Raw genomic sequence first — 25,173 nt, forward strand, 5'->3', positions numbered from 1 at the left:
GTCAGTCGACCTTCATGACGGTGCCGCCGGTGAGGCGCAACAGCTCGTCATAGGTCATCGGGAACACGGTGTGCGGCGTGCCGCCCGCGGCCCAGATCTCGGGGTAGCCCGCGAGGTCCTCGTCGACGATGGTGCGCAGCGGAGCCGGATGCCCCGTGGGAGCGACTCCGCCGATGGCCTGGCCGGTCGCCTCCCGCACCTGCTCGGGCGTCGCGCGCTGGATCTTGCCGTGCCCGAGACGTTCGGCGAGCGCGGCGGTGTCGACGCGATGCGCGCCGCTCGTCATCACGAGCAGCGGCGCACCGTCGCTGTAGAACACGAGGCTGTTCGCGATCGCTCCGACCTCGACCCCGAGCGCCTCGGCGGCGAGCACCGCGGTGGAGGCGGCATCCGGAAGCACGACGATGTCGCCGGGGATGCCGGCGGCGCGGATCGCGTCGTGGACGAGGCGGCTGCGGGCAGGAAGTGAGGCAGGGATGGTCACGGGCTCAGCCTAACGACGCGGTCCGCGCGCGAGGATCTCGCCGTGGGGCATGAGGAGCCAGCCGTCGTCGGCCGCCGCCCACTCGCGCCAGCCGTCCGAGATGCGCTGCAGCAGCGCGTCGTCGGCACCGGTCCCGCGCGCCGAATCGGCGAACGCCGACTGCAGCACGCGGTCGGCCCACATCCCGCCCCACCACGCGCGGTCGGCCTCGTCCTCGAAGAGCCACAGCGACGCGGTCGCGCGGATGTCGGTGAGCCCCGCCTCCTGCGCCCACGCCTTGAGGCGCCGCCCGGCGGCGGGCTCGCCCGCGACGCTGCGGTGCGTCGCGAGATAGAGCGCCAGCCACTCGTCGAGCGCCGGGATGAGCGGGTACCAGATCACGCCCTCGTAATCGACGTCGCGTGCAGCGACGAGGCCATCCTGCCCGGCCACGCGGCCGAGCTCGCGCAGCATGTCGACGGGCCGATCGACGTGCTGCAGCACCTGGTGCGCGTGCACGATGTCGAAGGCGCCGTCTTCGTACGGCAGTGCGTAGGCGTCGCCCACCTCGAACGACAGATTCGAGCCGGCGTGCTCGGCGGCGGCCTGCGCGACGACGTCGGCCGCGGCATCCGTCCCCACGACACGAGCGGGTGCGACGCGGGCGGCGAGGTCCGCGGTGATCGTGCCGGGCCCGCTGCCCACATCGAGGATCGAGACGCCCGGCCGAAGGTGCGGCAGCAAGTACGCCGCGGAGTTCTCGGCGGTGCGCCAGCGGTGCGACCGCAGAACGCTCTCATGGTGTCCGTGGGTGTAGGCGTCCGGCATTCGTCGATGCTATCGACGACGCACACACTGTTGAGGCCTGCGCAGAACGCGCCCGGACGAGAGCGCAATCTGCCCGCGCTCCGCGCACACAGTTGAACAATTCGCAGAATCGGTGTGCAATGAGTACGGATGCCGCAACGCCGCGGCGTTCGCAGCGCACTGCCCACGAGGCCCGCCGAAGGAAGAACCGCGATGACGCACACCCTGCCCCTGCCCGATTTCGCACACGAGCGGGTGGAGGTGATCACCGGCCGCCGCAGCGGCCTGTTCATCGCCGTCGCGCTGCACTCGTCCGTGCTCGGCTCCGCCCTCGGCGGTGCACGACTGTGGACGTACCCGCACTGGAGCGACGCCCTCGGCGACGCACTGCGACTCTCGGCCGCGATGACGCTCAAGAACGCCGCAGCCGGCCTCGACGCCGGCGGCGGCAAGTCCGTCATCGCCCTGCCTCCCGGCACGACGCTCGACCCCGACCGTCGGCGCGCCGCGTTCCTCGACCTCGGCGACGCCGTCGAGTCGCTGCACGGCCTGTACCGCACCGCCGAGGATGTGGGCTCGACGACCGACGACATGCTCGTCGTCAGCGAGCGCACCGAGCACGTCGTGGGCCTGCCCGACGCCGTCGGCGGCTCGGGCGAGCCTGCCGGCCCCACGAGCCTCGGCGTGTACGAGTCGCTGCGTGCGACGCTGGAGCGGGTCACGGGAACCGCCGACGTCGAGGGTCGCCGCATCACGATCTCTGGCCTCGGCCAGGTGGGCAGCCGACTCGCGGTGCGCCTGTCGGCCGAGGGCGCGCGCCTCACCGTGACGGACGTCAATCCCGCCAAGCGCGACCTCGCGACCGAGCTCGGTGCCGAGTGGATCGCCCCGGGCGAGGAGCACCTCGTCCCCGCGGACGTGTTCGTGCCGGCCGGCATCGGCGGGCTCCTGACGGACGAGGTCATCGACGCCCTCGACGCGAAGGCCGTGTGCGGACCCGCGAACAACCCGCTCGCCGACCACAGCGGGGCCGCACGCCTGGCCGGTCGCGGCATCCTCTACGCCCCCGACTTCGTCGTCAACGCGGGCGGGGTCATCTACCTCGACCTCGAGGCGAAGCACCTCGGCACGCGCACCGAGATCATGGACCGCGTCGGCCAGATCGGCGACACCGTACGCCGCATCTTCGACGAGGCGGAAGCCCGCGGTGTGACGCCGCTGGAGGCCGCCGAGGGGCTCGCCGCCGAACGCCTCGCCGCCGGCGGCCGTCAGCCCGCGCTGACGCACTGAACCGGCACGCGCCCGGTCAGCGGAGGGGATGGCCGGGCGCGCTGCGCTCCTGACACTGCGTTCCACAGTGTGCGGGATCGGGTTCCACATTCCTCGATCAGGGTGGCATGATGGTCGCACGGCAGGGCCGAGGCCCGCCGACGACGACCGTCATGCCGCCCGATCGAAGGAGATCCGGTGTTCACCAGTCCCGAAGCAGATATCGAGATCCCCGAACTCGATATCTACGACTACCTGTTCGCGAGCCTGAGCGACGAGGATCTGGGGCGCATCGCGCTCATCGATCCCGCGACCGGGGCCGAGACCACGTACGGCGCGCTGCGCGCGCAGATCGACCTGTTCGCGGGAGCGCTGGCGGCGCGCGGCGTCGGAATCGATACGGTGGTCGGCTTGCTGTGCCCGAACGTCCCGGCGTTCGCCACCGTCTTCCACGGCATCCTCCGCGCGGGCGCCACGGTCACCACCGTCAATTCGCTGTACACGGCTGCAGAGATCGAGAAGCAGCTGCGGGACGCCGGGGCCACGTGGCTCGTCACCGTGAGCCCCCTGCTCCCCCAGGCGTCGACCGCCGCCGAGGCCGTCGGCATCCCCCACGACCGCGTCATCGTGCTCGACGGCGCCTCCGGCCACCCGAACCTCCGGGCGCTGCTCGGCGAGGGCGCGCCCGCCCCCGAGGTGTCGTTCGATCCCGCGACGCACATCGCGGTGCTCCCCTACTCGTCGGGTACGACCGGCGTCCCGAAGGGCGTCATGCTGACGCACCGCAACCTCGTGGCCAACGTCGCCCAGTGCCGCGTCGCGCTCGACCTCGCCGAGACCGACCGGGTGCTGGCGGTGCTGCCGTTCTTCCACATCTACGGCATGACGGTCCTGCTCAACCTCGCGCTGCGCCAGCGCGCGAGTCTCGTGACGATGCCGAAGTTCGACCTCGTGGAGTTCCTCACGAACATCCAGAAGTTCCAGTGCACGTACCTCTACATCGCGCCGCCGATCGCGGTCGCCCTCGCGAAGCACCCGATCGTCGACCAGTTCGACATCTCGAGCGTGCACACGGTGTTCTCGGGCGCGGCTCCACTCGACGGCGAGACCGCCGAGACTGCCGGGCGCCGCATCAACGCCCGCATGATGCAGGGGTACGGCATGAGCGAGCTGAGCCCCGTCTCGCACGCGATGCCGGTCGACCGCGACGACATCCCGGTGAGCTCGGTCGGCGTCATGCTGCCCAACACGCTCAACAAGCTCATCGACACCGAAACCGGCGAGGAGATCACCGAGGTCGGCCCCGACGGCGTCACGAAGCCGGGCGAATTGTGGGTCAAAGGACCGAACGTCATGCTCGGCTATCTGAACCAGCCCGAGGCGACCGCTGAGACGCTCGACGACGAGGGCTTCCTGCACACCGGCGACATCGCGGTGTACCACGAGGGCGGCTACTTCTCGATCGTCGACCGGGTCAAGGAGCTCATCAAGTACAAGGGCTACCAGATCGCTCCCGCCGAGCTCGAGGCTCTCCTTCTCGGCCATCCGAAGGTGATGGATGCTGCGGTCATCGGTGTACTCGACGACGACAAGCAGGAGATCCCCAAGGCGTTCATCGTCGCGGCTCCCGATTCCGGGCTGACGGAGGACGAGGTCATGGCGTTCGTGGCCGAGCACGTCGCGCCGCACAAGAAGGTGCGCCGCGTCGAGTTCATCGACGCGATTCCGAAGTCCAGCTCCGGCAAGATCCTCCGCAAGGACCTGCGGGCCCGCGAGACCGCCGCGGTCTGACTCCTCGGACGGGAAATGGATGCCGCGGCGAACGCGTTTCGCCGCGGCATCCGTGTCCTCCCGCATTAGGTTGGCGCCATGGAAGGACTGTGGCTCGCGGCGCTGAGCGGCCTCATCGGCGGCGGCACGCTGCTCGTCGGGGCCGCGGTCGCGTGGTTCGTCGAGATCCCGCAGCGCGTGGTCGCCGGGATCATGGCCGTCGGCGCGGGCGTGCTGATCTCGACGCTGGCATTCGAGCTCGTCGAGGAGGCGGCGGCCGACGGCGGGCTGGTGCCGACGACCGTCGGGTTCCTGGGCGGCGCGATCCTGTACATCGTCGCGGACCAGCTGATCTCGCGACGCAGCAAGCAGCCCGCCGCCGCTGCGCCTCAGATCGACACCTCGGCGACCGAGTACTCCGACGGCGACCAGGTCTCGGCGAGCATCGTCGCCCGTCGCGCGGGAGCGCAGGCGGTCAGCGGAGCGGGACTCGTGATCGCGGTCGGCGCGCTGATCGACGGCATCCCGGAGTCCATCGTCATGGGCCTGTCGGTGCTGCAGGGCGGCATCAGCATCCCGATCGTGGCGGCGATCGCGATCAGCAACTTCCCCGAGGGACTCGGCTCGACCGCGGCGCTCAAGCGCGGCGGCTCGAGCGCGGGCTACGTCGCGAAGCTGTGGGTCGGTATCGCCCTGGTCACCGTCGTGGCCTCGGTGCTGGGCTACGTGGCGTTCCAGTCGGCCTCGCCGAGCCTGATCGCACTCATCACGACGATCGCCGCCGGGGGCCTTCTCGCGATGGTGTGCAACACGATGATCCCCGAGGCGTTCGACGAGCAGCATGCGCTCACCGGCCTCTGGGCGACGATCGGCTTCCTGGCCGCCTTCCTGCTGCACGAGCTCGCCTGAGCCCGGCAGATCGGGATCGACGCCCTACGCGGTGGCCCAGAGGTCGTCGTCCGCAGCGTCGGGCGACTCGACCGACAGGCCGTGGAGCAGCCCGAGCGCGGCGCGGGCCTCGTCGATGCGTCCTTCGACCGCGAGCTCCTTGATGCGCACTGACGGCTTGTGCAAGAGCACACCGGCCAGGTGGCGCAGAGCGGCCTCGACCTCGTCGCCGGCGCCACGCGAGCGCGCCCGAGCGATCTCGGCATCGACGGTCTTCAGCACTTCGCTGCGCAACGCCGTGATCGCGGGACCGGCCTCGCGGTCGGCGTGGAACTCCGTGGCCGCATCTCCCACGATCGCGCGCGCGTCGGCGTGGGCGCTGAACTCGGCGAGCGGCGCGTGCAGCCGGATGGTCTCGAGATCGAGCAGCTCCACCGCCTCGACCGCACCGACGGCGGGATCGACATTGCGCGGGAGGCCGAGGTCGATGACGAGCACGCGGTGGCCGGGCGTGAACGCGTCGGCGTGTACGACCGCGGCGGCGGTGCAGGTGATGACGACGTCGGCCGCGGCGACCTCCGCCGGGAAATCCGACACCGGGATCAGCCTGTGCTGCGCGGCGAAGGCCTCGGCCCGACCGGACGGCGAGAAGACGTGGATGTCGCCGGCACCGCGCGCACGCAGCGCCTCGACGGTGCGGACGGCGTACTTGCCGGTTCCGACGAGCACGATCTTGACGGCGGCCCACTCGGCGACGCGGCTGGAGGCCAGCTCGAGAGCGAGACGCACGAGCGAGCGGTGTGCTCCGCGCAGCTGGGTGCGGTTGCGCACGCCGCGGCTGGTGTGGGTCGCCTTCTGGAACAGGCGCTCGAGCTCGCTCGAGGTCATGCCCTCGGCGCGGGCGGCGTCGAGAGCGCGACGCACCTGACCCGAGATCTCGTCTTCGCCGACCGACATCGACTCGAGACCGCTGGTGACCGCGAAGAGGTGGGCCGCGGCATCCGCCCCCTGGTGCACCGCGACCGACGCGCGCAGCAGATCGACGGCGACGCCCGATGCGTCGGCCATCGCCTCGATCACCGATTCGGCGGCGACCGCCTCACCACCCGTGAGCGGCTCATCGATGTCGAGATATGCCTCGAACCGGTTGCACGTGGCCAGCACGACGGCGCCGGAGACGAAGATCTCGTCGTCCACGAGGGCGCGCGTGGCTGTGGGCGCCCCCACCGAGAGACGCTCCAGGATGTCGAGGCTCGCGTTCCGATGGTTCGCGGTCAGACAGAGGAGCACAGACCTAATCTTAACGTGTGTCGTTGCATGACTCTCACCCTTCCGTCCTTCAGAGAAACGATCCCCCCGCGCTGATACGTGCTTACCGCGGCGAACGGCCGGCTCGTACGCCGGTGTGGTTCATGCGTCAGGCGGGTCGATCGCTGCCGGAATACCGCGAGCTGCGGGTCGGCACCGACATGCTCGACGCCTGCCTGAACCCCGAGCTGGCAAGCGAGATCACGCTGCAGCCCGTGCGCCGGCACGGCGTCGACGCGGGCATCTTCTTCAGCGACATCGTGATCCCCGTGCGCCTGTCGGGCGTCGACGTGCGCATCGTCGCAGGGCGGGGTCCCGTGCTCGAGAACCCGGTGCGGACGGCGGCGGATGTCGCGTCCCTTCCTCCGCTCGACCCCGCGGCGCTCGCCCCCATCCGCGACGCCGTCGCGCTCACGGTGGCCGAACTGGGCGCGACGCCGCTCATCGGCTTCGCCGGCGCGCCGTACACGCTGGCGTCGTACCTGGTCGAAGGCGGCCCGTCGAAGGAGCAGCTGAAGACGCGCGCGCTCATGCACTCCGACCCCGAGACCTGGGCCGCGCTGCTGACCTGGTGCGCGAACATCACCGGCGCGTTCCTCGCCGCCCAGATCGAGGCGGGTGCGTCGGCCGGGCAGCTGTTCGACTCGTGGGCGGGCTCGCTCAGCCTCGCCGACTACACGCAGCACGTCGCCCGGTTCTCGGCGATGGCCCTCGATGGCGTGCGCAACCTCGACGTACCGCTCGTGCACTTCGGCGTCGGCACCGGCGAGCTGCTCGCCGCGATGCGCGACGTCGGCGTCGACACGGTCGGGGTGGACTGGCGCCTCCCGCTCGACGAGGCCGTGCGCCGGGTCGGACCCGACGTCTCAGTGCAGGGCAACATCGACCCGGCGCTGCTGCGCGCGCCGTGGCCGGTGCTCGAAGCGCACATCGTCGACGTGCTCGAGCGCGGCCGCGCCGCGCGCGCGCACGTGGTGAACCTCGGACACGGCGTCCCGCCCGACACCGACCCGGCCGTGCTCACGCGCATCGTGGAGTTCGTGCACGCGCATGGCTGACTTCTCCGTCGTGGGCGGCGGAGTGGCCGGGCTCGTCGTCGCCCGCCGGCTGGCCGCCTCGGGCGCCTCCGTGGCGGTGTTCGAGGCATCGGATCGCCTCGGCGGCACGGTTGTGCGGCACGAGGTCGGCGGGCTCGCTCTCGACGCCGGCGCCGAGAGCTTCGCGGTGCGCGGCGGCGCGGTGGAGGCACTGCTCGCCGAGCTCGGCCTCGCCGACGACATCGTCTCACCCGCCCCCGGACCGGCGTGGCTGCAGCCGGTGACCGGCGATGCGGTGCCGCTTCCTGCCACCGCACTGCTCGGCATCCCGGCGGATCCGCTCGCAGCCGACGTCGTGCGGGTCGTCGGCGTCGCCTCCGCCGAGCGTGCCGCCGAGCTCGACGCCCGCCCGGTCGGCGCGGTGCCGCGGACGCTCGGCGCCCTCGTGCGCGAGCGCCACGGTGCGGAGCTCCTCGACCGGCTGGTCGCCCCGGTCGTGCACGGCGTGCACTCGCAGCACCCCGACGAGCTGCCGGTCGCACGCGCCCACCCCGGGCTCGCCGACGCCGTCGTGAGCGCGGGGTCGCTCAGCGGAGGCGTCGCGCGCCTGCGCGCAGCCGCTCCCCCGGGTGCCGCGGTCGCGGGGATCCGCGGCGGCATCAACCGCCTCGTGCCGGCTCTCGCCGACGACCTCGAGCGCCTCGGCGGCGACATCCGGCTCGGCGCCAGGGTCGACGACCTCGGCGTGCTCGAGGGCACGGTGGTCGTCGCAGCACCCGGGGTGGCGTCGCCCGCTTCTCCCGGTCGCCGCATCGACCTGGTGACCCTGGTCGTGGAGCAGGACGAGCTGGATGCCGCGCCCCGCGGCACCGGACTGCTCGTGGCCGCCGGGGCGCCGGTGGGCGCCCGCGCGCTCACCCACGCCACCGCCAAGTGGGAGTGGCTCCGCGAGGCCGCCGCCGGGCGCCACGTGGTCCGGCTCTCCTACGACCAGACTCCCGCCGACCCGTTCGCCGCCGCCGTCGCCGACGCGCAGACGCTTCTCGGTGTGCGGCTGCCGGTCGTGGTCGACGCGGCACAGGTGTTCTGGGTGCGGCCGGCCGCAGCATCCGTCGTTCCTCCCGACGTCCCCGTCGTCGGGGAGACGGTGGCGGGCTCCGGGCTCGCCGGCATCGTCGCCCACGCCGAGCGCACCGCCGCTGAACTCCTCGCCGACTGAGGATTGAAACGGCGCACCCGGAAACGGCACACCCGCAGGGTGAAAAGATAGACGCATGACCGACGTCGCGGCGAGCTCCCCCACTGAAACCCTCGGCTACACCCTGTGGGCCGTCTTCCGCCGGGATTCCTCCGCGCCGGCCCCCGCCGGCGATCTGGCCGCCGCGGTCGCCGAGGTCGAGGCGTCCGGAGTCGTGGTCCGCGGGTTCTACGACGTGTCGGGCCTGCGCGCCGACGCCGACCTCATGATCTGGCTCACCGGGGTCGGCATCGCCCCCGAGGTGCTGCAGTCCGCGCTCCGCACGCTGCGCCGCAGCGAGCCGCTCGCGAGCCTCGTTCCCGTCTGGAACGCGATGGGCGTGCACCGCGACGCCGAGTTCACCGCCAGCCACCTGCCCGCGTTCATGCGCGACAAGGACCCGGGGGCCTGGCTCACCGTCTACCCGTTCGTGCGCTCGTACGACTGGTACATCCTTCCCGACGACGAGCGACGCCAGATGCTCGCCGACCACGGCCGCAAGGGCGCCGCGCACCGCTCCGTGCTGAGCAACACCGTCGCAAGCTTCGCCCTCGGCGACTACGAGTGGATCCTTGCGCTCGAGGCTCCGGAGCTCGTCGAGCTCGTCGACCTCATGCGCGATCTGCGCCAGACCGAGGCCCGTCGCCACGTGCGCGAGGAGGTGCCGTTCTACACCGGCCGCCGCATCGGCCTCGACGAGATCGCCGAGGTGCTGGCGTGACCACCTTGCGGATCGGCACGCGTGGCAGCACGCTCGCGCTGACGCAGACCGGCATGGTCGCCGACGACCTGGCCGACGCGTACGGCGTCACGACCGAGCTCGTCACGATCACGACCGACGGAGACCGCTCGAACGAGCCGCTCTCACGCGCCGGCGGTACCGGGCTCTTCACCGGGGCGCTGCGCGACGCGCTGCTCGCCGGCGAGTGCGACGTCATCGTCCACTCGCTCAAGGATCTCCCCACGGCCCCGCACGACCAGCTGGTCGTCGCGGCCATCCCCGCGCGCGAGGACCCGCGCGACGCCCTCATCGCGCGCGACGGGCTCACGCTCGACGAGCTTCCCGCCGGAGCCCGCGTCGGCACCGGCTCCCCCCGCCGTATGGCGCAGCTGCGCGCCCGCCGCCCCGACCTCGAGGTCGTCGACATCCGCGGCAACGTCGACACACGCCTCGGCAAGGTGACGAGCGGGGAGCTGGATGCCGTCATCCTCGCCGCCGCCGGACTCACCCGCATCGGCCGCACCGACGTCGTGACCGAGTTCCTCGACCCCGACCGGTGGCCGACCGCCCCCGGGCAGGGCGCTCTCGCGGTCGAGGTGCGCCTGGGCGAAGAACGCCTCGTGGACCGGCTCGACCACACCGAGACCCGCGCCGCCGTCGAGGCAGAGCGCGAGGTGCTCGCCCTCCTCGAGGCCGGGTGCTCCGCCCCGGTCGGCGCGCGCGCCGTCGTCGACGCCGGCCTACTCCTGCTCTCGGCGAGCGTGTACAGCCTCGACGGCACGACCATCCTCACGTCGTCGCACGCCACGGTGTGGCCCGCGGACGAGGGTGACCCGTCGCGCGAGGTCGCGGCATCCGTCGCCCGTGAACTGCTCGATGCCGGTGCCGCCGGCCTGACGGGAGAACGCCCGTGACTTACACCCCGGCCGACCGCCCGCGCCGCCTGCGCGCGACCCCCGCCATGCGGCGACTCGTCGCCGAGACGCGGCTGCATCCGGCAGAGCTCATCCTGCCGCTGTTCGTCCGTGAGGGCGCGAGCGAGCCCGTTCCGATCTCGTCCATGCCGGGTGTCGTCCAGCACTCGACCGAGAGTCTGAAGAAGGCGGTGACGGATGCCGCAACCGCCGGCATCGGCGGCATCATGCTGTTCGGCGTGCCTGAGCACAAGGACGCCACCGGCTCCGGCGCGACCGACCCCGACGGCATCCTCAACGTGGCCACCCGGATCGCGGTGGCCGAGGCCGGCGACGCGCTCGTCGTGCAGACCGACCTGTGCCTCGACGAGTTCACCGATCACGGCCACTGCGGCGTGCTCGACGCGAAGGGCTACGTCGACAACGACGCGACTCTCGAGCGCTACCGCGACATGGGCGTGGCGCAGGCCGAAGCGGGATCGCAGCTGCTGGGCCTGTCGGGCATGATGGACGGCCAGGTCGCCGCGGTGCGCGATGCCCTCGACGACTCCGGATACGGCAACACCCCGATCCTGGCCTATGCGGCGAAGTACGCCTCGGCCTTCTACGGCCCGTTCCGCGAGGCCGTGCAGTCGTCGCTCGAGGGCGACCGCCGCACGTACCAGCAAGACCCGGCCAACCGACGCGAGGGCGCGCGCGAGCTCGATCTCGACATCGCCGAGGGTGCCGACATCGTGATGGTTAAGCCGGCGATGAGCTACCTCGACGTGCTCGCGGATGCCGCGGCGACGAGCCCCGTCCCCGTGTGGGCCTATCAGGTGTCGGGCGAGTACGCGATGATCGAGGCGGCCGCCGCTCACGGGTGGATCGACCGCCGCCGCGCGATCGAGGAGTCGGTGATCGGCATCCGCCGGGCCGGTGCCGACGCCGTGCTGACCTACTGGGCCCTGGAGCTTGCGGAGTGGATCCGATGACGACGAACGCACAGGAATTCGCCCGCGCGCGGGAGGCCATGCCGGGCGGGGTGAACTCGCCGGTGCGTGCCTTCGGCTCGGTGCACGAGACACCGCGCTTCTTCGTGGCGGCCGCCGGCGCGTACGTCACCGACGTGGAGGGGCGCGAGTACGTCGACCTCGTCGGATCGTGGGGTCCTGCCATCCTCGGGCACGCCCACCCCGCCGTCGTGGAGGCGGTTCAGGATGCCGCGGCCCACGGTCTCGGCTTCGGCGCGTCGACGCCGGGCGAGACGGAGCTGGCCGAGCTGATCGCCGCCCGCGTCTCGCGAGACGGCGAGGCAAAGCCGGTGGAGCGGGTGCGCCTCGTCTCCACGGGCACCGAGGCAACGATGACGGCGATCCGCCTCGCGCGCGGCGCGACCGGGCGCGACCTCATCGTGAAGTTCGCCGGCCACTACCACGGGCACTCCGACGGCCTGCTGGCCGAGGCGGGCTCGGGCGTCGCCACGCTCGCGATGCCGGGTTCGGCGGGTGTTCCCGCCCCCATCGCGGCGCAGACGCTCGTCATCCCCTACAACGACCTCGACGCCGTGCGCGAGGTGTTCGCGGCGCGCGGCGACGACATCGCCGCCGTGATCGTCGAGGCGGCGCCCGCAAACATGGGCATCGTGCCGCCGGCGCAAGGCTTCAATGCGGCCCTCGCCGACATCGCGCACGAGCACGGAGCGCTGCTCATCCTCGACGAGGTGCTGACGGGCTTCCGGGTCGGTCCCGCCGGCTGGTACGGCATCGACCCGGTGCCGTTCTCGCCCGACCTCATCACGTTCGGCAAGGTCGTGGGCGGCGGGCTTCCGCTGGCCGCGATCGGTGGCCCTGCGGCGCTCATGGAGCTGCTCGCCCCACTCGGCCCGGTCTACCAGGCCGGCACGTTGAGCGGGAACCCGCTCGCCGTCGCCGCGGGTCGCGCGACCCTCGATCACCTCGACGCCGCCGCCTATGCGCGCATCGACGGCGCGGCCGCGACGATCGCGGAGGCCGCAGCATCCGCCCTCTCCGAAGCCGGCGTCACGCACGTCGTGCAGCGCTCGGGCAACCTGTTCTCGATCCAGTTCGCGGCCGAGCCGCCGACGGACTACGAGACGGTGAAGGCGCAGGAGGCCTTCCGCTACCCGCCGTTCTTCCGCGCGATGCTCGCCCAGGGTGTCTCGCTGCCGCCGTCGGTGTTCGAGGCGTGGTTCGTCTCCGCCGCGCACGACGACGGCGCGGTCGCGCGCATCGTCGAGGCGCTTCCCGCCGCCGCCCGTGCGGCAGCGGAGGCGGAGCCGGACTGACGGAGGTCCACCGGCCGCCCGGCCGGCGGGCTCGGCTAGGCGGAATGCGCCCCAGCTCGGTGCTCGATCACAGCAAAACCGTGCGGGCCTGCGCCGCACCCGCCGCGACGTAGCCGTCCAAGCGGCGTCCAGCACAACGACGCAGGACCGCTGGCTTACCGGTACTCGCCCAACTGCGGGTACATCTGCTCGATGGGGACGGCAAGCCCTGCCTTCGCGCGGGCGCTGACTCCGTCAACCAGAACTTCGAAGGTGCCGTCGTCGAGTGCGTTGTAGGCGGCGGTGACGACCTCGGCGGGGTCGGTCTTGGGGCCAGATACTCCAGCAGCCATCGGGGTATCGACCCAGCCGACGTGCACGCCGACGACGTGAACGCCGCGGGGAGCGAGGTCCAGGCGAAGGGAGTTCGTGGCCGACCAGAACGCGGCCTTGGTGGCCGAGTAGCTGCCGGCCCCGGCGTGCCAGCTCAGCGCGGAGTGCATGTCGATGACCGCGGCGCCCGTCGACGAGGTGGCGAGGGTGTCGGCGAAGGCTCGGATCATTCGCACCTGGCCGAAGAAGTTCGTCTCGAACACCTGATGCAGCTCTTCATCGGTCGCGACCAAGAGCCCCGAGTGCTGCGGCGATGCGCCCGCGTTGTTCACCAGCACCGTCGTGTCGGACGCAGCGCGTGCGATCGCATCGACCGAGGCCGGATCGGTGATGTCGAGCGCTAGCGGCACTATCCGCGAGTCGTCCCACGCGCGAGGTGTGCGCGCCGTGGCATACACCTTGGCCGCGCCTCGCTTGAGCGCCTGGGACACGAACTCCGTCCCGAGCCCGCCGTTCGCTCCGGTGACGAGGACCACCGCTCCCGCGAGAATACCCATCGCTTGCTTCTCCTTCACTGCGCCGATCTCACCGGCACTCTTGATTAAATTATGATCGTAATACTATTACTGGACGGACGAGGAGGTGACGACGCATGGCTCGGTATCCGGCAAACCACAAGACGCAGACCCGTGAACGGATTCTCCAGACGGCGGGTCGGCGGTTCCGCCGCGACGGGCTGGACGGCGCAGGGGTGGCGTCGCTGATGAGCGATGCGGGCCTGACGAACGGCGCGTTCTACGCTCATTTCGACTCGAAGGAGGACCTCGTCGGCGAGGTCGTCGCCGAGCAGGTGCTGCGGCAGGCGCAGGTGTTCGAAGACGCCGCCGCGCTGCCCGACGGCCTGGAGCGGGTGATCGACGGGTATCTCTCCGACCGACACCGCGACGATCTGGCCGGTGGCTGCGTGTCGGCAGCGCTGCTCAGCGACATAGCCCGCTCGGCCCCCGGAGTGCGAAGCCGCTACACGGGTGCCGCCCGCCGGATGATCGACGCGTTCCGCTGTCTCGCCGGACTCCCCACGACGGCTCAGGACGCGGTCGTCCTCAGCCGGCTCGCACTGCTGATCGGCAGCCTGCAGCTTGCGCGAGCAATCGACGATCCGGTGCTGCGCGAGTCCCTCCTCGCCGAGAGCAGACGCAGCGTGCGGCTCCTGATCGACTCGGATCGATCCAGGGGAGACCCCACTCGACGAGAAGAGCACTCATGACCACGCAGAGCAGACGATACGGTGCCCGCGCCCGCATCGGCGGGGACCAGCTCGCAAGAGAAGAACCCCGGTCGTAGCCGACCGGGGTTCTTCTCGTCTGGGTGGACCTGAGGGGAATCGAACCCCTGACCTCCTCGATGCGAACGAGGCGCGCTACCAACTGCGCTACAGGCCCTTGAACCTCGAAAACACTATCACGGTTGGACAGGCGCTCCGAATCGGCGCAGGCCCCGCGAGAGGCCTACTCGCCTGCCGCGCGGCGGGTCAGCAACTGCCTCACGTGCGCCTCGATCTCGGCGTCGTCGACGTACCCCATGCGGGCGTACTCCGACTCGGCAGCGGCCGCGCGTGCGGTGCGCGCGACGTCGATCGAGGGCGGCTGCTGCGCGGCGGCGCGGGCCGCCATCGCCTCTTCGAGGGCGGCCTGCCGCAACGCCGCACGGGCGGCCTCGCCATCCAGCACCGCGGCCGCACGCGAGCCCGCCGACGCCGTGAGCGGGCGGGGAAGGTCGCGCGGCGCCCATTCGCGCTGCTCGCGCTCGAGGGCGACGTCCTGCACCTCCCCGATGCGGCGGGGCGCGGCATCCGTCGTCCGCGTTGCGGCACGCGCGGCGACGCGTGAGAGACGGCGAAGCACGAGAACGGATGCTGCGACCAGGCCGACACCCGCCCACATCAGAGTCTGCGCACCGGAGGTGATCGTCTCGTATACGCCCCAGGCTGCGAGACCGAGCCCGATGACGCCTGCGAAGGTCGCGGCGAGCCGGAACCGGCGCCGGGCGCGCGCACGGCGCGCGGCGGGGAGAGAACGGACCGCGGCGAGATCGGAGCGGGCGGCCGCGGCGGCCGCGGCCCGCTCGGCACGGGCGCGCTCCAGGTCGACGCGTGCGGCAGCCTCGGCGGCGACGCGGTCGGTGCGCGCACGCTCCACGCCGATGCGGGCGGCGGCCTCGGCCGCCTCACGCTCGGCCCGGGCGATCTCGAGATCGACGCGCGCGCCCTCGAGCGCCGCCTGCTCGCGCTCGGCGAGGGCGCGCTTCGCGAGCTTCTGCTGGGCCGCCGCGGTGCGGGCGTTGAGCTCGAGGCGCACCTCTTCGGGCGTCTCGCTCGTCTCCGCGAGCACTCGGAGGGCCTGATTGAGGCGGACGGCGTTGCGCTCGGCCGCGTCGAACTGACGACGGCTGTGCCAGGAGGGCAGCAGGTACACCAGCCACAAGGCCACGGCGACGAGAACGATGACTCCCCCACCCCACACCTGCCCGCCCATGGTCACCACGGTAGGCGACCGGACGGCGGTGTCCCCCGTATCCGTCCGCGTGTCACGCAAGACGGATTTCGGGCGTGGCCAGGCACGGCTATGCACGGCCGCCCGTCGGCGGGAGTGGGATTCGGCAACCGGACGCCCTACGCGTGCAGCCGGTCCGCGGGGGGAACCGTCGCCGCGTCCTGCGGGACACGACCCGAGATCCAGCGCTGCAGCACACCCTCGGGCACGTCCTCACGGACGAGGGCGAACGCGTAGTGGTCACGCCAGTCGCCATCGATGTGGATGAAGCGGCGGCGCAGCCCCTCGTAGCGGAAGCCGAGCTTCTCGACGACGCGCAGGCTCGCACGGTTCTCCGGACGGATGCAGATCTCCATGCGATGCAGGCGCAGCTCCGAGAAGCAGATGTCGGTCGCGAGCGCGACCGCCGTCGGCGTGATGCCGCGGCCCGCGAAGCGCTCGCTCACCCAGTACCCGATCGTGGCGGAGGCCAACGAGCCGCGAGCGATCCCCCACACGTTCAGCTGGCCGGCGATCTCGCCGTCGGACTCCATCACGAAGGGCACCCCGACGCCGTCACGGTACTGCTGCAGAAGCCGGCGGACGCCGACGCGCATGTCGAACGACACGGGACCGTCGGGGCTCGTCGCCTCCCACGGTCGCAGCCAGCCCCGGTTGGAGAGCAGCTCGTTCTGCAGCACGCGCGCGTCGCGCTGGCGGACGAGCCGGATCGCCACCGAGCCGTGCCTGCGGGGAGTCGACAGATCCACGAGACCCCCTCGAACGGGCGGCGTCAGAGGTTCGCCGCGAAATCCTTGAACCAGGGACGCAGCGCGGGACCGAGATCTTCGCGATCGGCCGCCAGCTGCACGATGGCCTTGATGTAGTCCACCCTATCTCCGGTGTCGTAGCGACGGCCACGGAAAACGACGCCGTAGACACCCGGGCCGTCGGGGTTCGCCGCGAGCTCCTGAAGGGCGTCCGTGAGCTGGATCTCGCCGCCCTTGCCGGGCTCGGTGCGCTCGAGGATCCCGAAGACGTCGGGCGAGAGCACGTATCGGCCGATCACGGCGTAGTTCGACGGCGCGTCCTCCTTGGCCGGCTTCTCGACCAGGCCGGTGACCTTGACGACGCCATCGATCTCGGTCGTCTCGACCGCCGCCGCACCGTACAGGTGGATCGAATCCTCCGGCACCTCGAGCAGGGCGACGATGGCGGCGCCGGTGCGCTCGTACTGCTCGAGCATGGTCGTGAGCAGCGGGTCGCGCTCGTCGATGAGGTCGTCGCCGAGCAGGACGGCGAACGGGTGGTCGCCCACGTGAGCCTTGGCGCGGAGCACCGCGTGGCCGAGGCCGCGGGGCTCGCCCTGGCGGACGAAGTGGATGTCGGCGAGGTCGCTCGACCGCTGCACCTTCTCGAGCTTCTCCTGGTCGCCCTTCTTGGCCAGGTTGCTCTCGAGCTCGGGCACCGAGTCGAAGTGGTTCGAGAGGTTGTTCTTGTTGCGCCCGATGATGATGAGGACATCATCGATGCCCGCCTGCGTGGCCTCCTCGACCACGTACTGGATGGCGGGCTTGTCGACGACGGGGAGCATCTCCTTCGGCATCGCCTTCGTCGCAGGGAGGAATCGAGTGCCGAGTCCGGCAGCAGGGATCACGGCCTTGAAGGGCTTGTGCGTCATGAAAGCCACTCTAGCCAGGGCTGGAGCACGCTCATGCGTCACGCAGGTTACCGTTCGACGCCGGCTGAGGCTCCACGACTTACAATCGACACCATGTCCGACGCCATCGCCGATGCGAAGCGCGCCCTGCGCGCCGAGCTCCGCGAACGCCGCCAGTGCCTTTCGCCGCAGGCCCGCGAGACCGCCGAGGCGGGCATCCATGCGCAGCTCGACGCCCTCGTCGCTGAGCACGGTGCCCGCTCGATCTCGTGCTTCCTGTCGACCACGTCCGAGCCCGGCACGCGCTCCTTCGTGGCGGATGCCGTGGCCCGCGGCATCCGTGTCCTCCTTCCTGTCACGCGAGCCGATGGCCTGCTCGACTGGGCGGTCGCCACGCCCGAGGGCGACATCGCGGAGGGCATGTACGGACTGCCCGAGCCCGTCGGGGAATTGCTCGGGCCGATCGCGGTCAACGACGTCGACCTCCTCGTCATCCCCGCCGCCTCGGTCGACCGCACCGGGATGCGCCTCGGCTGGGGACGCGGGTTCTACGACAAGACCCTCGGGTCGATGGAGCGGTGCCCTCCCGTCTATGCGGTGGTCTTCGACTCGGAGTTCGTGGACGAGCTGCCGAGCGACGAACTCGACCAGCCCGTCACCGGCGTCGTCACGCCCACGCGTACCATCACCCTCGCGCCCACGCGGCGCTGACAGTCCGAAACCGAGAGAACCATGCCCACGTACGCCTACGCCTGCAAGCAGTGCGGTCACCGTTTCGACGCGGTGCAGTCCTTCGCCGACCCCACCCTGACCGAGTGCCCGGAGTGCGGCGGACCGCTGCGCAAGGAGTACGGCTCGATCGGCGTGACCTTCAACGGCTCGGGCTTCTACCGCACCGATTCCCGCGCGGGTGAGAAGAAGTCCGCCGGCTCGGGATCGGGCGGCGGGACGGATGCCTCGGGTGGCGCGTCCTCGTCGACTTCGACATCATCGAAGACCGAGGCGAAGGCCTCGCCCGCGTCGTCCGGAGCCTGATCCTCCGGCGCCCCAGTCGCGGGAGGACACCCAGGGGGTACACGTGATCAAGGGCTTCAAAGAGTTCATTCTCCGCGGCAACGTCATCGACCTGGCGGTCGCGGTCGTCATCGGCGCCGCATTCACGGCGATCGTGAACGCCATCGTCAACGGACTCATCAATCCCCTCATCGCACTGGTCTTCAACGCCAGCAGCCTGGACAAGGTCGGCTGGACGGTCACCAACTACAACGGCGACCAGGTCTTCTTCGGCTTCGGCATGATCCTCGGCGCGATCATCAACTTCCTCGCCGTCGCGGTCGTCGTGTACTTCGTGTTCGTCTACCCGATGAACCACATCAAGGAGCGCGCCGCCGCGAAGGCGGGCGTCAGCGCGGCGGACGAGGAGCCGAAGCTTCCCACCGAGCAGGAGCTGCTCGTGCAGATCCGCGACCTGCTGGAGAAGCAACGGTCCTGACCGCCACTCGACGCCCAGCCTCGCGTGCCCTCGGACCGGCCAGAAGAATGGGTTCCCCGGTCTAATAGTGCGGCGGAACGTCGCGCCGCAGGCGCTCGTCGTTCGGACCGGGTGCATCGGATGCCGCGTTCCCCTGGCCTTCGCGGCCGGCCGGGGGCGCGGCATCCGTCGTCTTCTCGTCGGCGGGAATCGGCTCGGCCGTGGTTCCCGGCGCAGGGGTCAGCTTCGCTCGACGGGAGCCTGCGACGCGCTCGATCCGCTGCCGGTCACTCGACGACATCGATGGGCTGGGTCTCGTTGTCGACCCGGGGGGCGTCCGGCGGCACGCCCAGCATCGCGGCGATGCGCTGCGCGACGTCGGCCGGGTCTCGGTAGAGGTCGAACGAGTGCACGCGCACGTAGTGCCAGCCCAGGCGCCGCAGGATCTGCGGACGCAGCCGCAGCGATTCCCGCAGGGACTCGCCGATGGTCTCGGGGTCACTCTCCACCACGACGGCCTTGCCGTCGTACTGCGCGACAAGGGGCAGGAGGCCGCGGTAGTGCACATCGACCGAGAGCCCCGCACGGCGCAGCTCGCGCGCCAGAGCGCGCGTGAGGGGGTCGGCGAGGTCTTCGAGGCGCGCATCGCGGGAGCGGGCGGCGATGCTCCCCAGGATCGACATCAGCGTTGCGGCGCCGTACTCGAGGCGCCCGTCGTCGAACGCCGACGGGCGGATCGACGACACGATGACCATCGACCGCCGGGCGCGGGTCATGCCGACGGTGAGCAGCCGCTCACCGTCTGGCGAGGACAGGTCGCCAAAGTCGCTCAGGACGCGGCCGTGCTTGGTGAGTCCGAAGCCCAGCGAGAAGATCACGCGGTCTCGGCTCTCGGCCACCGATTCCTCGAGGGTGAGCACCGCGAACGGCTCGGCGGTGTCGCGCGAGACGAAGTCGGCGACGTCGGATCTGCCGGCGAACGCGGCCTCGACGGCCGCGCGGATGCGCTCGGCGTGCCGCACGCTCGCGGTGACGACCATGAGGGACTCGCTGCCGCGGTTGACGGCGTGCTCGATGACGAGCGTCACGACACGGGCGACCTCGGAGTCCGGGCTTTCGACGGCCCCCGTGACGGGGTCGGGCGTGCCGTGGCCGCCTTCGACGTAGTCGACCGCGAGACTGCCGCGGCCGAGGTACGACCCCGCCCAAGGCAGCGATACGAGCTCGCCGCCGTAGAACGCGTCGTTGACCAGCGCGGCGAGGTCCTCGCCACCGGCCCGGTAGCTGCGGGTGAGGGTCTCGACGGGCAGCAGTTCCGCAAGACGCTCGAACACGCTCGTCCCGTCGAACGGAACCTCGTCCTCCTCGGCCTCCGAGGGTGCGGCGCTTCCGCTGATCGTGGGCGGCGGCACGGCGGCCGACATCGCGGACCCCGCCGAGACGCGGAACGGCGTCGGCTTCTGCGTCACCGGGTCGCCGAAGGCGACGACCTGCCCGGCCCGGCGGAGCGCCGGTGATGCTTCGGCGAGACAGAGGGCCGCAGCATCCGCCACCACCACGACATCGAACGCGACCGCCTCGGGGATGCGAGGAACCTCGTAGGGCGAGGCGAGCCATACCGGAGCCAGCGTGCGCGAGAGCGTGGGGGCCACCGTCGCGAGTTCCGCCGGGGTGATGGCTCCGCGCTTCAGCGCCTGCTTGAGCGCGTCGGCCTCGGACCGGTGGTCGACGATGCCGATCCGCCACTGCGTCGCGAGGTGGGCGGCGAGAAGCGGACCGGATGCTGCGGCATGGGCTTCGTCGACGAGCCGGAAGTCGCGCTCCAGCCGGTCGACGACGGCGGTGTTCGCACCGAGCACGGCACGGTCCGTGCGCAGCAGCAGTTCGAGGGCGGACTGCCACCACGCGTATTCGAGCTCGGCCGCCACCTGGTCTTCGGGCACGTGCCGCACCGACAGTTCGAGCAGTAGGGGCTCGAGGCCCATCGCGGCGAGCTCGGAGCGCAGCGTCGCGCGCTCCTTGAGGTTGTCGAACACGTCCGAATCGGCGGCGAGGCCGGCGAGCGTGCGCACGAGCTGCTTCACCGGGAGCGTCGCGAGGCGTTCGGAGCCGGTGCGGCCGAGCACCGCGTCCAGCTCGCCGAGTTCGGCCTCGACACGCTGCCAGGCGACCTGCACGTCGCCCAGACCCAGAGGAACCTCGGGCGTGACGCCCATGTCGACATAGCGCTGCCACTCGGTGCGCTGCTGCTGGATGCGCACCAGCGCTTCGTACATGTCGGGAACGTGGACGCCGGGTCGCAGGTACTCGCGCGAGAGGCGCCGGAGGCGCCGCCGGTTCGCGCCGTTCATCTCCGGCGCGTCCCGACGCGGCGCGTGCGCCTGGATGAGCTCGGCGAGGGGACGCTCGAAGACGGTGAGGCTGAACTTGTCGAGCGAGTCGCGGATGCCGCGCAGCAGGCGCAGGTACACGCCGAGCTCGGCGACGGTCTGGAACGGCCGCATGCGTGTCTGCGCGATCAGCTCGTAGCCGCGCTCCAGGAGCGTCGGCACATCGCTGCGGTGCAGCTTGCCGGCGAGCGCGTGGGCGCCGCGGGCCTCTTCCACCGTCGCGAACGTGACGCCGTACCAGGGCGAGTCGTCGGGTCCGAAGCGGAACTCGCCGAGGCGCGCGGCCGCCGAGAGCTTGGCTGCCGCCTCCTCCCGGGTCGTGGCGAGGCTCGCCAGCGCGTCGGCGTCGAAACGCGCTTCGGTCGTGGGGGCGACGCCTCGCTCCGCGAGTTCGGCGAGCTCACGGAGGATGTCGAGCACCGACACTCCGAAATCAGGATGCTTCGCCGTGACGGCGGAGCGGTAATCCCGAAGCACGCTCCGCAGCCGCACCAGCGCGTCGTCGATGTCGGAGACCTTGGGCGCCTCGGCCTTCTCGTTGCGGCCGATCGCGCGGATGAGGTCGCGCTGCAGGCGGTCCGGCGAGACGGCGAGGCCGGGAAGTCCGATGCCCGCGAGGCGGTGCCGCACGCCGTCGAGGGTCGAGCGGCGTGCGCTCACCACCAAGACGCGTTTGCCGTCGCGAACGAGCGCGCCGACCGCGTTGATGACGGTCTGCGTTCCGCCGGTGCCGGGCAGCGTGTGGATGACGAGGGACTGGCCGTCGGCGATGCGTGCGAGCACGCGCTCCTGCTCGGAGTCGGCGTCGAGCAGCAGCATGTCGGCGGCAGGGGCACGATCGTCGGGGCTCGTCGGCTCCGGCCCGTCGCGGCGGATGGTGAGCGATTCCCGGTCGGCGACGTGCCCGGCGAGCGCGTTGAGCACCCGGTGGTCGAGGTCCGATGCGTCCAGCGCCATGTCGCCGCCGATGTCGGCGAAGGTGGACACCAGCAGGCGCGGCTTGACGGCGTAGCTGTCGATCGAGGCGGTCAGCGCGCGGATGTGGTCGATCACCGGCTGCGGCTTGAAGACGCCGCCCTCGTACGCGAGGGCGGCGAGGCCGCCCGCGTCGATCATGATGCCGAAGTGCGTGCGCATCGCACGGATCAGCTCGGGGTTGACCACGAACGTGCCGTGCAGCTTGAGCTCGAAGTCGCCGTGGTGGCGCCGGATCGCGAGCGGCCGCAGCAGCACCGGCGCGCTCCACGTGATCCCCGCGACGCGCCAGGTCGCGAGACCGACGGCGAGGCGCACGGTGTCCAGGCCCCGGGTCGTGCGCAGCTCCTGGTCTTTCGCGGTGATGCTCTGTGCCGCGAGGCGGGCGTTGCGCAGCGCCACCTCATCGCGGAACAGGTTCGACAGCAGCGTCGAGCGCCCCGTGATGAACTGCGGCAGGCTTCCGGGGTGCGCCTTCGTGATCTCGATCGCGGCGTCCTGCCCGTCCACGAAGTGAAGAAGAGTGGACCTGCCCCCCAATGCGGCGGACTGCAGCCGGAGCCGGTCGCGTTCGGTCTCGGCGACGTGGACGACCGTGACATCGGGTTCGGCGAGACCCAGATCACCCGGGGTCACGTCGTACCCGCGCTCGGCGTCTCCTGTGCCCAACACGGCGCTGCGTTCTGCTCGCCACACACGTGCCACCCTAAAGGCGACGTGTGCGCGGCTCTTGCAATGGACCTGAGTTTCGCGGTATTGGACGGCTCCGGGGGCCGCCCTCGCAGTGCCCCTTCCTCCACCGTCGGCATCCGGACGGGACTCTTCACAGATCGCGACGGCGACCGGTCACGGCGTCCGCCGCCCGCGCCAGGATGGTCGCATGACCCCCGATGACCCGCCCCGCTACCGCGTCCATCCGTCACCCATCGGCGACATCCTGATCGTCGCGACCGCCGAAGGCATCGTGACCCTGCATCCCTTCGACGGCCCCCTGCACGCCGAGCTCGAGCGCGTCGCACTGCAGCTGCGCGCCCTCCCGGTCCCTGATGACGACACGGATGCCGCCACCGCCGCCTCCGAGACCGCCGACGCCTTCGAGAGCGCGGTCGCACAGCTCGACGAGTACTTCGACGGCGATCGGGAGGAGTTCGACCTTCCGCTGGACTGGCGACTCGTCCGCGGATTCACTCGCGCGGCGCTGGAGGCCGTGTGCGACATCCCCTACGGCGAGACCGCCAGCTACGGCGAGGTGGCGATCGCCGCCGGCATCCCCCGCGCCGCGCGCGCCGTCGGCACCGCGTGTGCGACCACACCCTTCTCCGTGGTCGTGCCCGTGCACCGCGTCGTGCGCGCCGACGGCTCCCTCGGCGAGTACGGCGGGCGGCCCGAGGTCAAGAGGTTCCTCATCGACCTCGAACAGGGTCCGGCCGTGCCCCCGGCGCCCTCGGCTGTGCGCAGCCGCGGCGCGGCGACGCGCTGAGGCGGAGGGGTCAAGGCGTGCGGGCGTGTAGGCCGCCCGCACGCGGCGAGGCCCTCGCGGCCGGCTCGCGGGGCCTCGCCTTGACTGTCATGCGGGAGCGCAGCCCGCCGGGTGGAGAACCCCGAGTGGTAAGGTCGACGCTACGAAAAAGGGCGGCGAGGACGCCGTCACGCCGGAAGCAGGTAGCCGTGGGCGCGTCCCTCCCACATCGCGCACCGGCCCCCGATCGCGTGGGCGCGGGGGTCCGCATCGTCGTGGACGGCGGCGGTGATCCCGGCGACGCGCAGGCGCTGGATCACGCGGTGGCGGAGCTCGTGCGCCGCACCCGCTTCCCTGTTGCGTTCGGCGGACTCGCGCTCGGCGACGCGATCCACGTCACGTCGATCCACGGTGCCCGCACCCGCAATCTCGAGGGTCTCGTCGTGGAGGCCTCCCGTGGCCTCGGCGGGCGCGCGCTCGTCGAGAAGCGCCCCCGCCTCGCGCTCGACTACGGCTCGTCGCGCAGCATCACGCACGACTACGACCGTGCGGTGCTCGGCGAGGGCATCGCGACCCTGTTCGCGGTTCCGGTGATGGTGGGCGGGCGCGCCCGCGGCGTCATCTACTGCGGGTCATGGGCCGAATCGCCGGTGGGCGACGTCGTCGCCCGCCCCGCCTTCGCCGTCGCCGAGGAGCTCTCCAGCGAACTGCGCATCCGCGAAGAGGTGCAGCGGCGGCTGACCCTCTCCCCCACTCGCGCCGCCCCCGCCGCCATGCCCGCGACGACCCGGGAGGAGCTGCGCGAGACGTACGCCGAGCTGCGCAGCATCGCGGCGATCATCGACGACCCGGCGCTGCGCGCGCGCCTCGATCGCCTCGAGCAGCGGCTGGCCGCGCTCTCGCACGACGACGCGTCCGAGCCGTCGGTCGAACTCGACGTGCGCCTGTCGCCGCGAGAGATCGACGTGCTGGCGTGCGCGGCGTTGGGCTCGACCAACGCCGAGATCGCGGCGACCCTCGACCTCAAAGAGGGCACGGTCAAGTCGTATCTGCAGGCGGCGATGGCGAAGCTGGACGCCTCGACCCGCCACGCCGCGGTGGTCACCGCGCGTCGCGCCGGCATCCTCCCCTGACCTGCGGCGCCGCGGGCACGCGCGGAATTCTCCCTGCGCGGCCAAAAGCCGGACAGTGGCGTCCGAATTCCCGGCGGATGCCCTTTATTCGGTCTCGATGATGATTCACCCGCGGAAACGCAATTGATCAATAGGTTGTGGCGACAAATCGGCGTATTGTTCCCTTATGGCCCGCAGAATCGTTCACCAGCTCGTCGATGACATCGACGGCACCCTTTTGGAAGCCGGCGAAGGCGAGACCGTCCTCTTCTCGCTCGACGGCGTCGCTTACGAGATCGACCTCACCGACGAGAACGCCGCCGCGTTGCGCGGTGCCCTGGAGCGTTACACCAACGCGGCGCGCACCGTGTCGTCCGCTCGGGCGACGTCGAACGCCGCCTCCGCCGGACGCAAGCGCCGCCGCAGCGGTCAGCAGGATTACAGCGGCGTCCGCGAATGGGCGAAGCAGAACGGCTATCAGGTATCGGAGCGGGGCCGGGTCCCGGCATCCGTCATGGACGCCTACGAGGCGGCGCACTGACGCACGCCGCCTCGACGCCTT

General features: G+C 71.3%; 25 protein-coding genes and 1 tRNA gene. 16 read left to right on the top strand and 10 right to left on the bottom strand.

Going from position 1 to position 25,173, the window contains the following annotated elements; translation table 11 throughout:
- Position 1: 1 nt before the first annotated feature.
- Together JNB61_RS17085 and JNB61_RS17090 are read right to left on the bottom strand one after the other, a co-directional pair.
- Positions 2 to 478, bottom strand: a complete 477-nt coding sequence (locus JNB61_RS17085) for a YbaK/EbsC family protein (RefSeq protein ID WP_220340443.1) — start codon at positions 476 to 478, stop codon at positions 2 to 4.
- A 15-nt stretch (positions 479 to 493) separates the two neighbouring features.
- The gene (locus JNB61_RS17090; RefSeq protein ID WP_220340420.1) at positions 494 to 1,291 is read right to left on the bottom strand and encodes a methyltransferase domain-containing protein; all 798 of its coding nucleotides are present in this window, start codon (positions 1,289 to 1,291) and stop codon (positions 494 to 496) included.
- A gap of 192 nt (positions 1,292 to 1,483) precedes the next feature.
- On the opposite strand from JNB61_RS17090, the gene JNB61_RS17095 reads away from it, so the two are divergent.
- The 3 genes from JNB61_RS17095 (at position 1,484) to JNB61_RS17105 (ending at position 5,218) form a co-directional block, all read left to right on the top strand.
- Positions 1,484 to 2,560, top strand: coding sequence for a Glu/Leu/Phe/Val dehydrogenase family protein (locus JNB61_RS17095; RefSeq protein WP_220291398.1), 1,077 nt, complete (start codon positions 1,484 to 1,486; stop codon positions 2,558 to 2,560).
- Positions 2,561 to 2,737: 177 nt separating this feature from the next.
- Positions 2,738 to 4,330: an AMP-binding protein gene (locus tag JNB61_RS17100; protein WP_220291400.1), complete on the top strand. Its 1,593-nt coding sequence runs from the start codon at positions 2,738 to 2,740 to the stop codon at positions 4,328 to 4,330.
- A gap of 78 nt (positions 4,331 to 4,408) precedes the next feature.
- Positions 4,409 to 5,218, top strand: coding sequence for a ZIP family metal transporter (locus JNB61_RS17105; protein ID WP_220340421.1), 810 nt, complete (start codon positions 4,409 to 4,411; stop codon positions 5,216 to 5,218).
- A gap of 24 nt (positions 5,219 to 5,242) precedes the next feature.
- Here JNB61_RS17105 and JNB61_RS17110 read toward each other — a convergent pair whose 3' ends face one another.
- Positions 5,243 to 6,487 carry a glutamyl-tRNA reductase gene (locus JNB61_RS17110; RefSeq protein ID WP_220340422.1) on the bottom strand — a complete coding sequence of 415 codons (1,245 nt, stop codon included), beginning with the start codon at positions 6,485 to 6,487 and terminating at the stop codon, positions 5,243 to 5,245.
- A gap of 17 nt (positions 6,488 to 6,504) precedes the next feature.
- Here JNB61_RS17110 and hemE point away from each other — a divergent pair, with 17 nt between their 5' ends.
- The 6 genes from hemE to hemL are packed head-to-tail and all read left to right on the top strand — an operon-like array spanning position 6,505 to position 12,701.
- A complete protein-coding gene (hemE, locus tag JNB61_RS17115) occupies positions 6,505 to 7,563 on the top strand; it encodes a uroporphyrinogen decarboxylase (RefSeq protein ID WP_220340423.1) in 1,059 nt (352 codons plus the stop codon).
- Positions 7,556 to 8,761 carry a protoporphyrinogen/coproporphyrinogen oxidase gene (locus tag JNB61_RS17120; protein WP_220340424.1) on the top strand — a complete coding sequence of 402 codons (1,206 nt, stop codon included), beginning with the start codon at positions 7,556 to 7,558 and terminating at the stop codon, positions 8,759 to 8,761. The genes hemE and JNB61_RS17120 overlap by 8 nt, the downstream gene beginning before the upstream one ends.
- A gap of 55 nt (positions 8,762 to 8,816) precedes the next feature.
- Entirely contained in the window at positions 8,817 to 9,500 is a 684-nt protein-coding gene (gene hemQ / locus JNB61_RS17125) for a hydrogen peroxide-dependent heme synthase (RefSeq protein ID WP_220340425.1), read from the top strand.
- A complete protein-coding gene (gene hemC, locus JNB61_RS17130) occupies positions 9,497 to 10,414 on the top strand; it encodes a hydroxymethylbilane synthase (RefSeq protein ID WP_220291413.1) in 918 nt (305 codons plus the stop codon). The genes hemQ and hemC overlap by 4 nt, the downstream gene beginning before the upstream one ends.
- Positions 10,411 to 11,388 (top strand): porphobilinogen synthase, encoded by a 978-nt coding sequence (gene hemB / locus JNB61_RS17135; RefSeq protein WP_159843006.1) that lies wholly within the window; start codon positions 10,411 to 10,413, stop codon positions 11,386 to 11,388. The genes hemC and hemB overlap by 4 nt, the downstream gene beginning before the upstream one ends.
- Positions 11,385 to 12,701, top strand: a complete 1,317-nt coding sequence (gene hemL / locus JNB61_RS17140; protein WP_220340426.1) for a glutamate-1-semialdehyde 2,1-aminomutase — start codon at positions 11,385 to 11,387, stop codon at positions 12,699 to 12,701. Before hemB ends, hemL begins: the two co-directional genes overlap by 4 nt.
- A gap of 155 nt (positions 12,702 to 12,856) precedes the next feature.
- On the opposite strand, the gene JNB61_RS17145 is transcribed toward hemL, so the two are convergent.
- A complete protein-coding gene (locus JNB61_RS17145; RefSeq protein ID WP_220340427.1) occupies positions 12,857 to 13,570 on the bottom strand; it encodes an SDR family oxidoreductase in 714 nt (237 codons plus the stop codon).
- A 95-nt stretch (positions 13,571 to 13,665) separates the two neighbouring features.
- On the opposite strand from JNB61_RS17145, the gene JNB61_RS17150 reads away from it, so the two are divergent.
- Positions 13,666 to 14,280: a TetR/AcrR family transcriptional regulator gene (locus tag JNB61_RS17150; RefSeq protein WP_220340428.1), complete on the top strand. Its 615-nt coding sequence runs from the start codon at positions 13,666 to 13,668 to the stop codon at positions 14,278 to 14,280.
- Between the two features lie 102 nt (positions 14,281 to 14,382).
- On the opposite strand, the gene JNB61_RS17155 is transcribed toward JNB61_RS17150, so the two are convergent.
- From JNB61_RS17155 to galU, 4 genes are all read right to left on the bottom strand, one after another.
- Positions 14,383 to 14,455: transfer RNA gene (locus tag JNB61_RS17155), tRNA-Ala, on the bottom strand.
- A gap of 66 nt (positions 14,456 to 14,521) precedes the next feature.
- The gene (locus JNB61_RS17160; protein ID WP_220292855.1) at positions 14,522 to 15,547 is read right to left on the bottom strand and encodes a large exoprotein; all 1,026 of its coding nucleotides are present in this window, start codon (positions 15,545 to 15,547) and stop codon (positions 14,522 to 14,524) included.
- A gap of 137 nt (positions 15,548 to 15,684) precedes the next feature.
- A complete protein-coding gene (locus JNB61_RS17165; protein WP_159842964.1) occupies positions 15,685 to 16,314 on the bottom strand; it encodes a GNAT family N-acetyltransferase in 630 nt (209 codons plus the stop codon).
- A 23-nt stretch (positions 16,315 to 16,337) separates the two neighbouring features.
- Positions 16,338 to 17,225 (bottom strand): UTP--glucose-1-phosphate uridylyltransferase GalU, encoded by an 888-nt coding sequence (gene galU / locus JNB61_RS17170; protein WP_159842962.1) that lies wholly within the window; start codon positions 17,223 to 17,225, stop codon positions 16,338 to 16,340.
- Between the two features lie 93 nt (positions 17,226 to 17,318).
- Here galU and JNB61_RS17175 point away from each other — a divergent pair, with 93 nt between their 5' ends.
- Genes JNB61_RS17175 through mscL form a run of 3 tightly spaced genes read left to right on the top strand, consistent with a single transcriptional unit; the run spans position 17,319 to position 18,696 of the window.
- A complete protein-coding gene (locus JNB61_RS17175; RefSeq protein ID WP_159842961.1) occupies positions 17,319 to 17,915 on the top strand; it encodes a 5-formyltetrahydrofolate cyclo-ligase in 597 nt (198 codons plus the stop codon).
- A gap of 21 nt (positions 17,916 to 17,936) precedes the next feature.
- The gene (locus tag JNB61_RS17180; RefSeq protein ID WP_220292859.1) at positions 17,937 to 18,239 is read left to right on the top strand and encodes an FmdB family zinc ribbon protein; all 303 of its coding nucleotides are present in this window, start codon (positions 17,937 to 17,939) and stop codon (positions 18,237 to 18,239) included.
- A 43-nt stretch (positions 18,240 to 18,282) separates the two neighbouring features.
- Positions 18,283 to 18,696: a large conductance mechanosensitive channel protein MscL gene (mscL, locus tag JNB61_RS17185; RefSeq protein ID WP_220340429.1), complete on the top strand. Its 414-nt coding sequence runs from the start codon at positions 18,283 to 18,285 to the stop codon at positions 18,694 to 18,696.
- Positions 18,697 to 18,757: 61 nt separating this feature from the next.
- On the opposite strand, the gene JNB61_RS17190 is transcribed toward mscL, so the two are convergent.
- Both JNB61_RS17190 and JNB61_RS17195 read right to left on the bottom strand, forming a co-directional pair.
- Positions 18,758 to 18,976: a hypothetical protein gene (locus JNB61_RS17190; protein WP_220292863.1), complete on the bottom strand. Its 219-nt coding sequence runs from the start codon at positions 18,974 to 18,976 to the stop codon at positions 18,758 to 18,760.
- Positions 18,963 to 22,709 (bottom strand): AAA family ATPase, encoded by a 3,747-nt coding sequence (locus tag JNB61_RS17195; protein WP_222855532.1) that lies wholly within the window; start codon positions 22,707 to 22,709, stop codon positions 18,963 to 18,965. Before JNB61_RS17195 ends, JNB61_RS17190 begins: the two co-directional genes overlap by 14 nt.
- A gap of 211 nt (positions 22,710 to 22,920) precedes the next feature.
- Here JNB61_RS17195 and JNB61_RS17200 point away from each other — a divergent pair, with 211 nt between their 5' ends.
- From JNB61_RS17200 to JNB61_RS17210, 3 genes are all read left to right on the top strand, one after another.
- Positions 22,921 to 23,520, top strand: coding sequence for a methylated-DNA--[protein]-cysteine S-methyltransferase (locus JNB61_RS17200; RefSeq protein ID WP_220340431.1), 600 nt, complete (start codon positions 22,921 to 22,923; stop codon positions 23,518 to 23,520).
- A 248-nt stretch (positions 23,521 to 23,768) separates the two neighbouring features.
- Positions 23,769 to 24,632: a LuxR C-terminal-related transcriptional regulator gene (locus JNB61_RS17205; RefSeq protein WP_308291289.1), complete on the top strand. Its 864-nt coding sequence runs from the start codon at positions 23,769 to 23,771 to the stop codon at positions 24,630 to 24,632.
- A 166-nt stretch (positions 24,633 to 24,798) separates the two neighbouring features.
- Positions 24,799 to 25,152 (top strand): histone-like nucleoid-structuring protein Lsr2, encoded by a 354-nt coding sequence (locus JNB61_RS17210; RefSeq protein WP_159842947.1) that lies wholly within the window; start codon positions 24,799 to 24,801, stop codon positions 25,150 to 25,152.
- The last annotated feature ends 21 nt before the right edge of the window (positions 25,153 to 25,173 follow it).

The organism is Microbacterium ureisolvens (genome assembly GCF_019511645.1).
In the GTDB taxonomy this organism is placed as follows: Bacteria; Actinomycetota; Actinomycetes; order Actinomycetales; family Microbacteriaceae; genus Microbacterium; species Microbacterium ureisolvens_A.

Bases quoted from the DNA above. Each gene is read 5' to 3' on its own strand.
- JNB61_RS17090 (WP_220340420.1), bottom strand. From the start codon at position 1,291: ATGCCGGACGCCTACACCCACGGACACCATGAGAGCGTTCTGCGGTCG.
- JNB61_RS17095 (WP_220291398.1), top strand. From the start codon at position 1,484: ATGACGCACACCCTGCCCCTGCCCGATTTCGCACACGAGCGGGTGGAG.
- JNB61_RS17105 (WP_220340421.1), top strand. From the start codon at position 4,409: ATGGAAGGACTGTGGCTCGCGGCGCTGAGCGGCCTCATCGGCGGCGGC.
- JNB61_RS17120 (WP_220340424.1), top strand. From the start codon at position 7,556: ATGGCTGACTTCTCCGTCGTGGGCGGCGGAGTGGCCGGGCTCGTCGTC.
- hemQ (WP_220340425.1), top strand. From the start codon at position 8,817: ATGACCGACGTCGCGGCGAGCTCCCCCACTGAAACCCTCGGCTACACC.
- hemL (WP_220340426.1), top strand. From the start codon at position 11,385: ATGACGACGAACGCACAGGAATTCGCCCGCGCGCGGGAGGCCATGCCG.
- JNB61_RS17145 (WP_220340427.1), bottom strand. From the start codon at position 13,570: ATGGGTATTCTCGCGGGAGCGGTGGTCCTCGTCACCGGAGCGAACGGC.
- JNB61_RS17150 (WP_220340428.1), top strand. From the start codon at position 13,666: ATGGCTCGGTATCCGGCAAACCACAAGACGCAGACCCGTGAACGGATT.
- JNB61_RS17160 (WP_220292855.1), bottom strand. From the start codon at position 15,547: ATGGGCGGGCAGGTGTGGGGTGGGGGAGTCATCGTTCTCGTCGCCGTG.
- galU (WP_159842962.1), bottom strand. From the start codon at position 17,225: ATGACGCACAAGCCCTTCAAGGCCGTGATCCCTGCTGCCGGACTCGGC.
- JNB61_RS17175 (WP_159842961.1), top strand. From the start codon at position 17,319: ATGTCCGACGCCATCGCCGATGCGAAGCGCGCCCTGCGCGCCGAGCTC.
- JNB61_RS17180 (WP_220292859.1), top strand. From the start codon at position 17,937: ATGCCCACGTACGCCTACGCCTGCAAGCAGTGCGGTCACCGTTTCGAC.
- JNB61_RS17190 (WP_220292863.1), bottom strand. From the start codon at position 18,976: ATGTCGTCGAGTGACCGGCAGCGGATCGAGCGCGTCGCAGGCTCCCGT.
- JNB61_RS17200 (WP_220340431.1), top strand. From the start codon at position 22,921: ATGACCCCCGATGACCCGCCCCGCTACCGCGTCCATCCGTCACCCATC.
- JNB61_RS17210 (WP_159842947.1), top strand. From the start codon at position 24,799: ATGGCCCGCAGAATCGTTCACCAGCTCGTCGATGACATCGACGGCACC.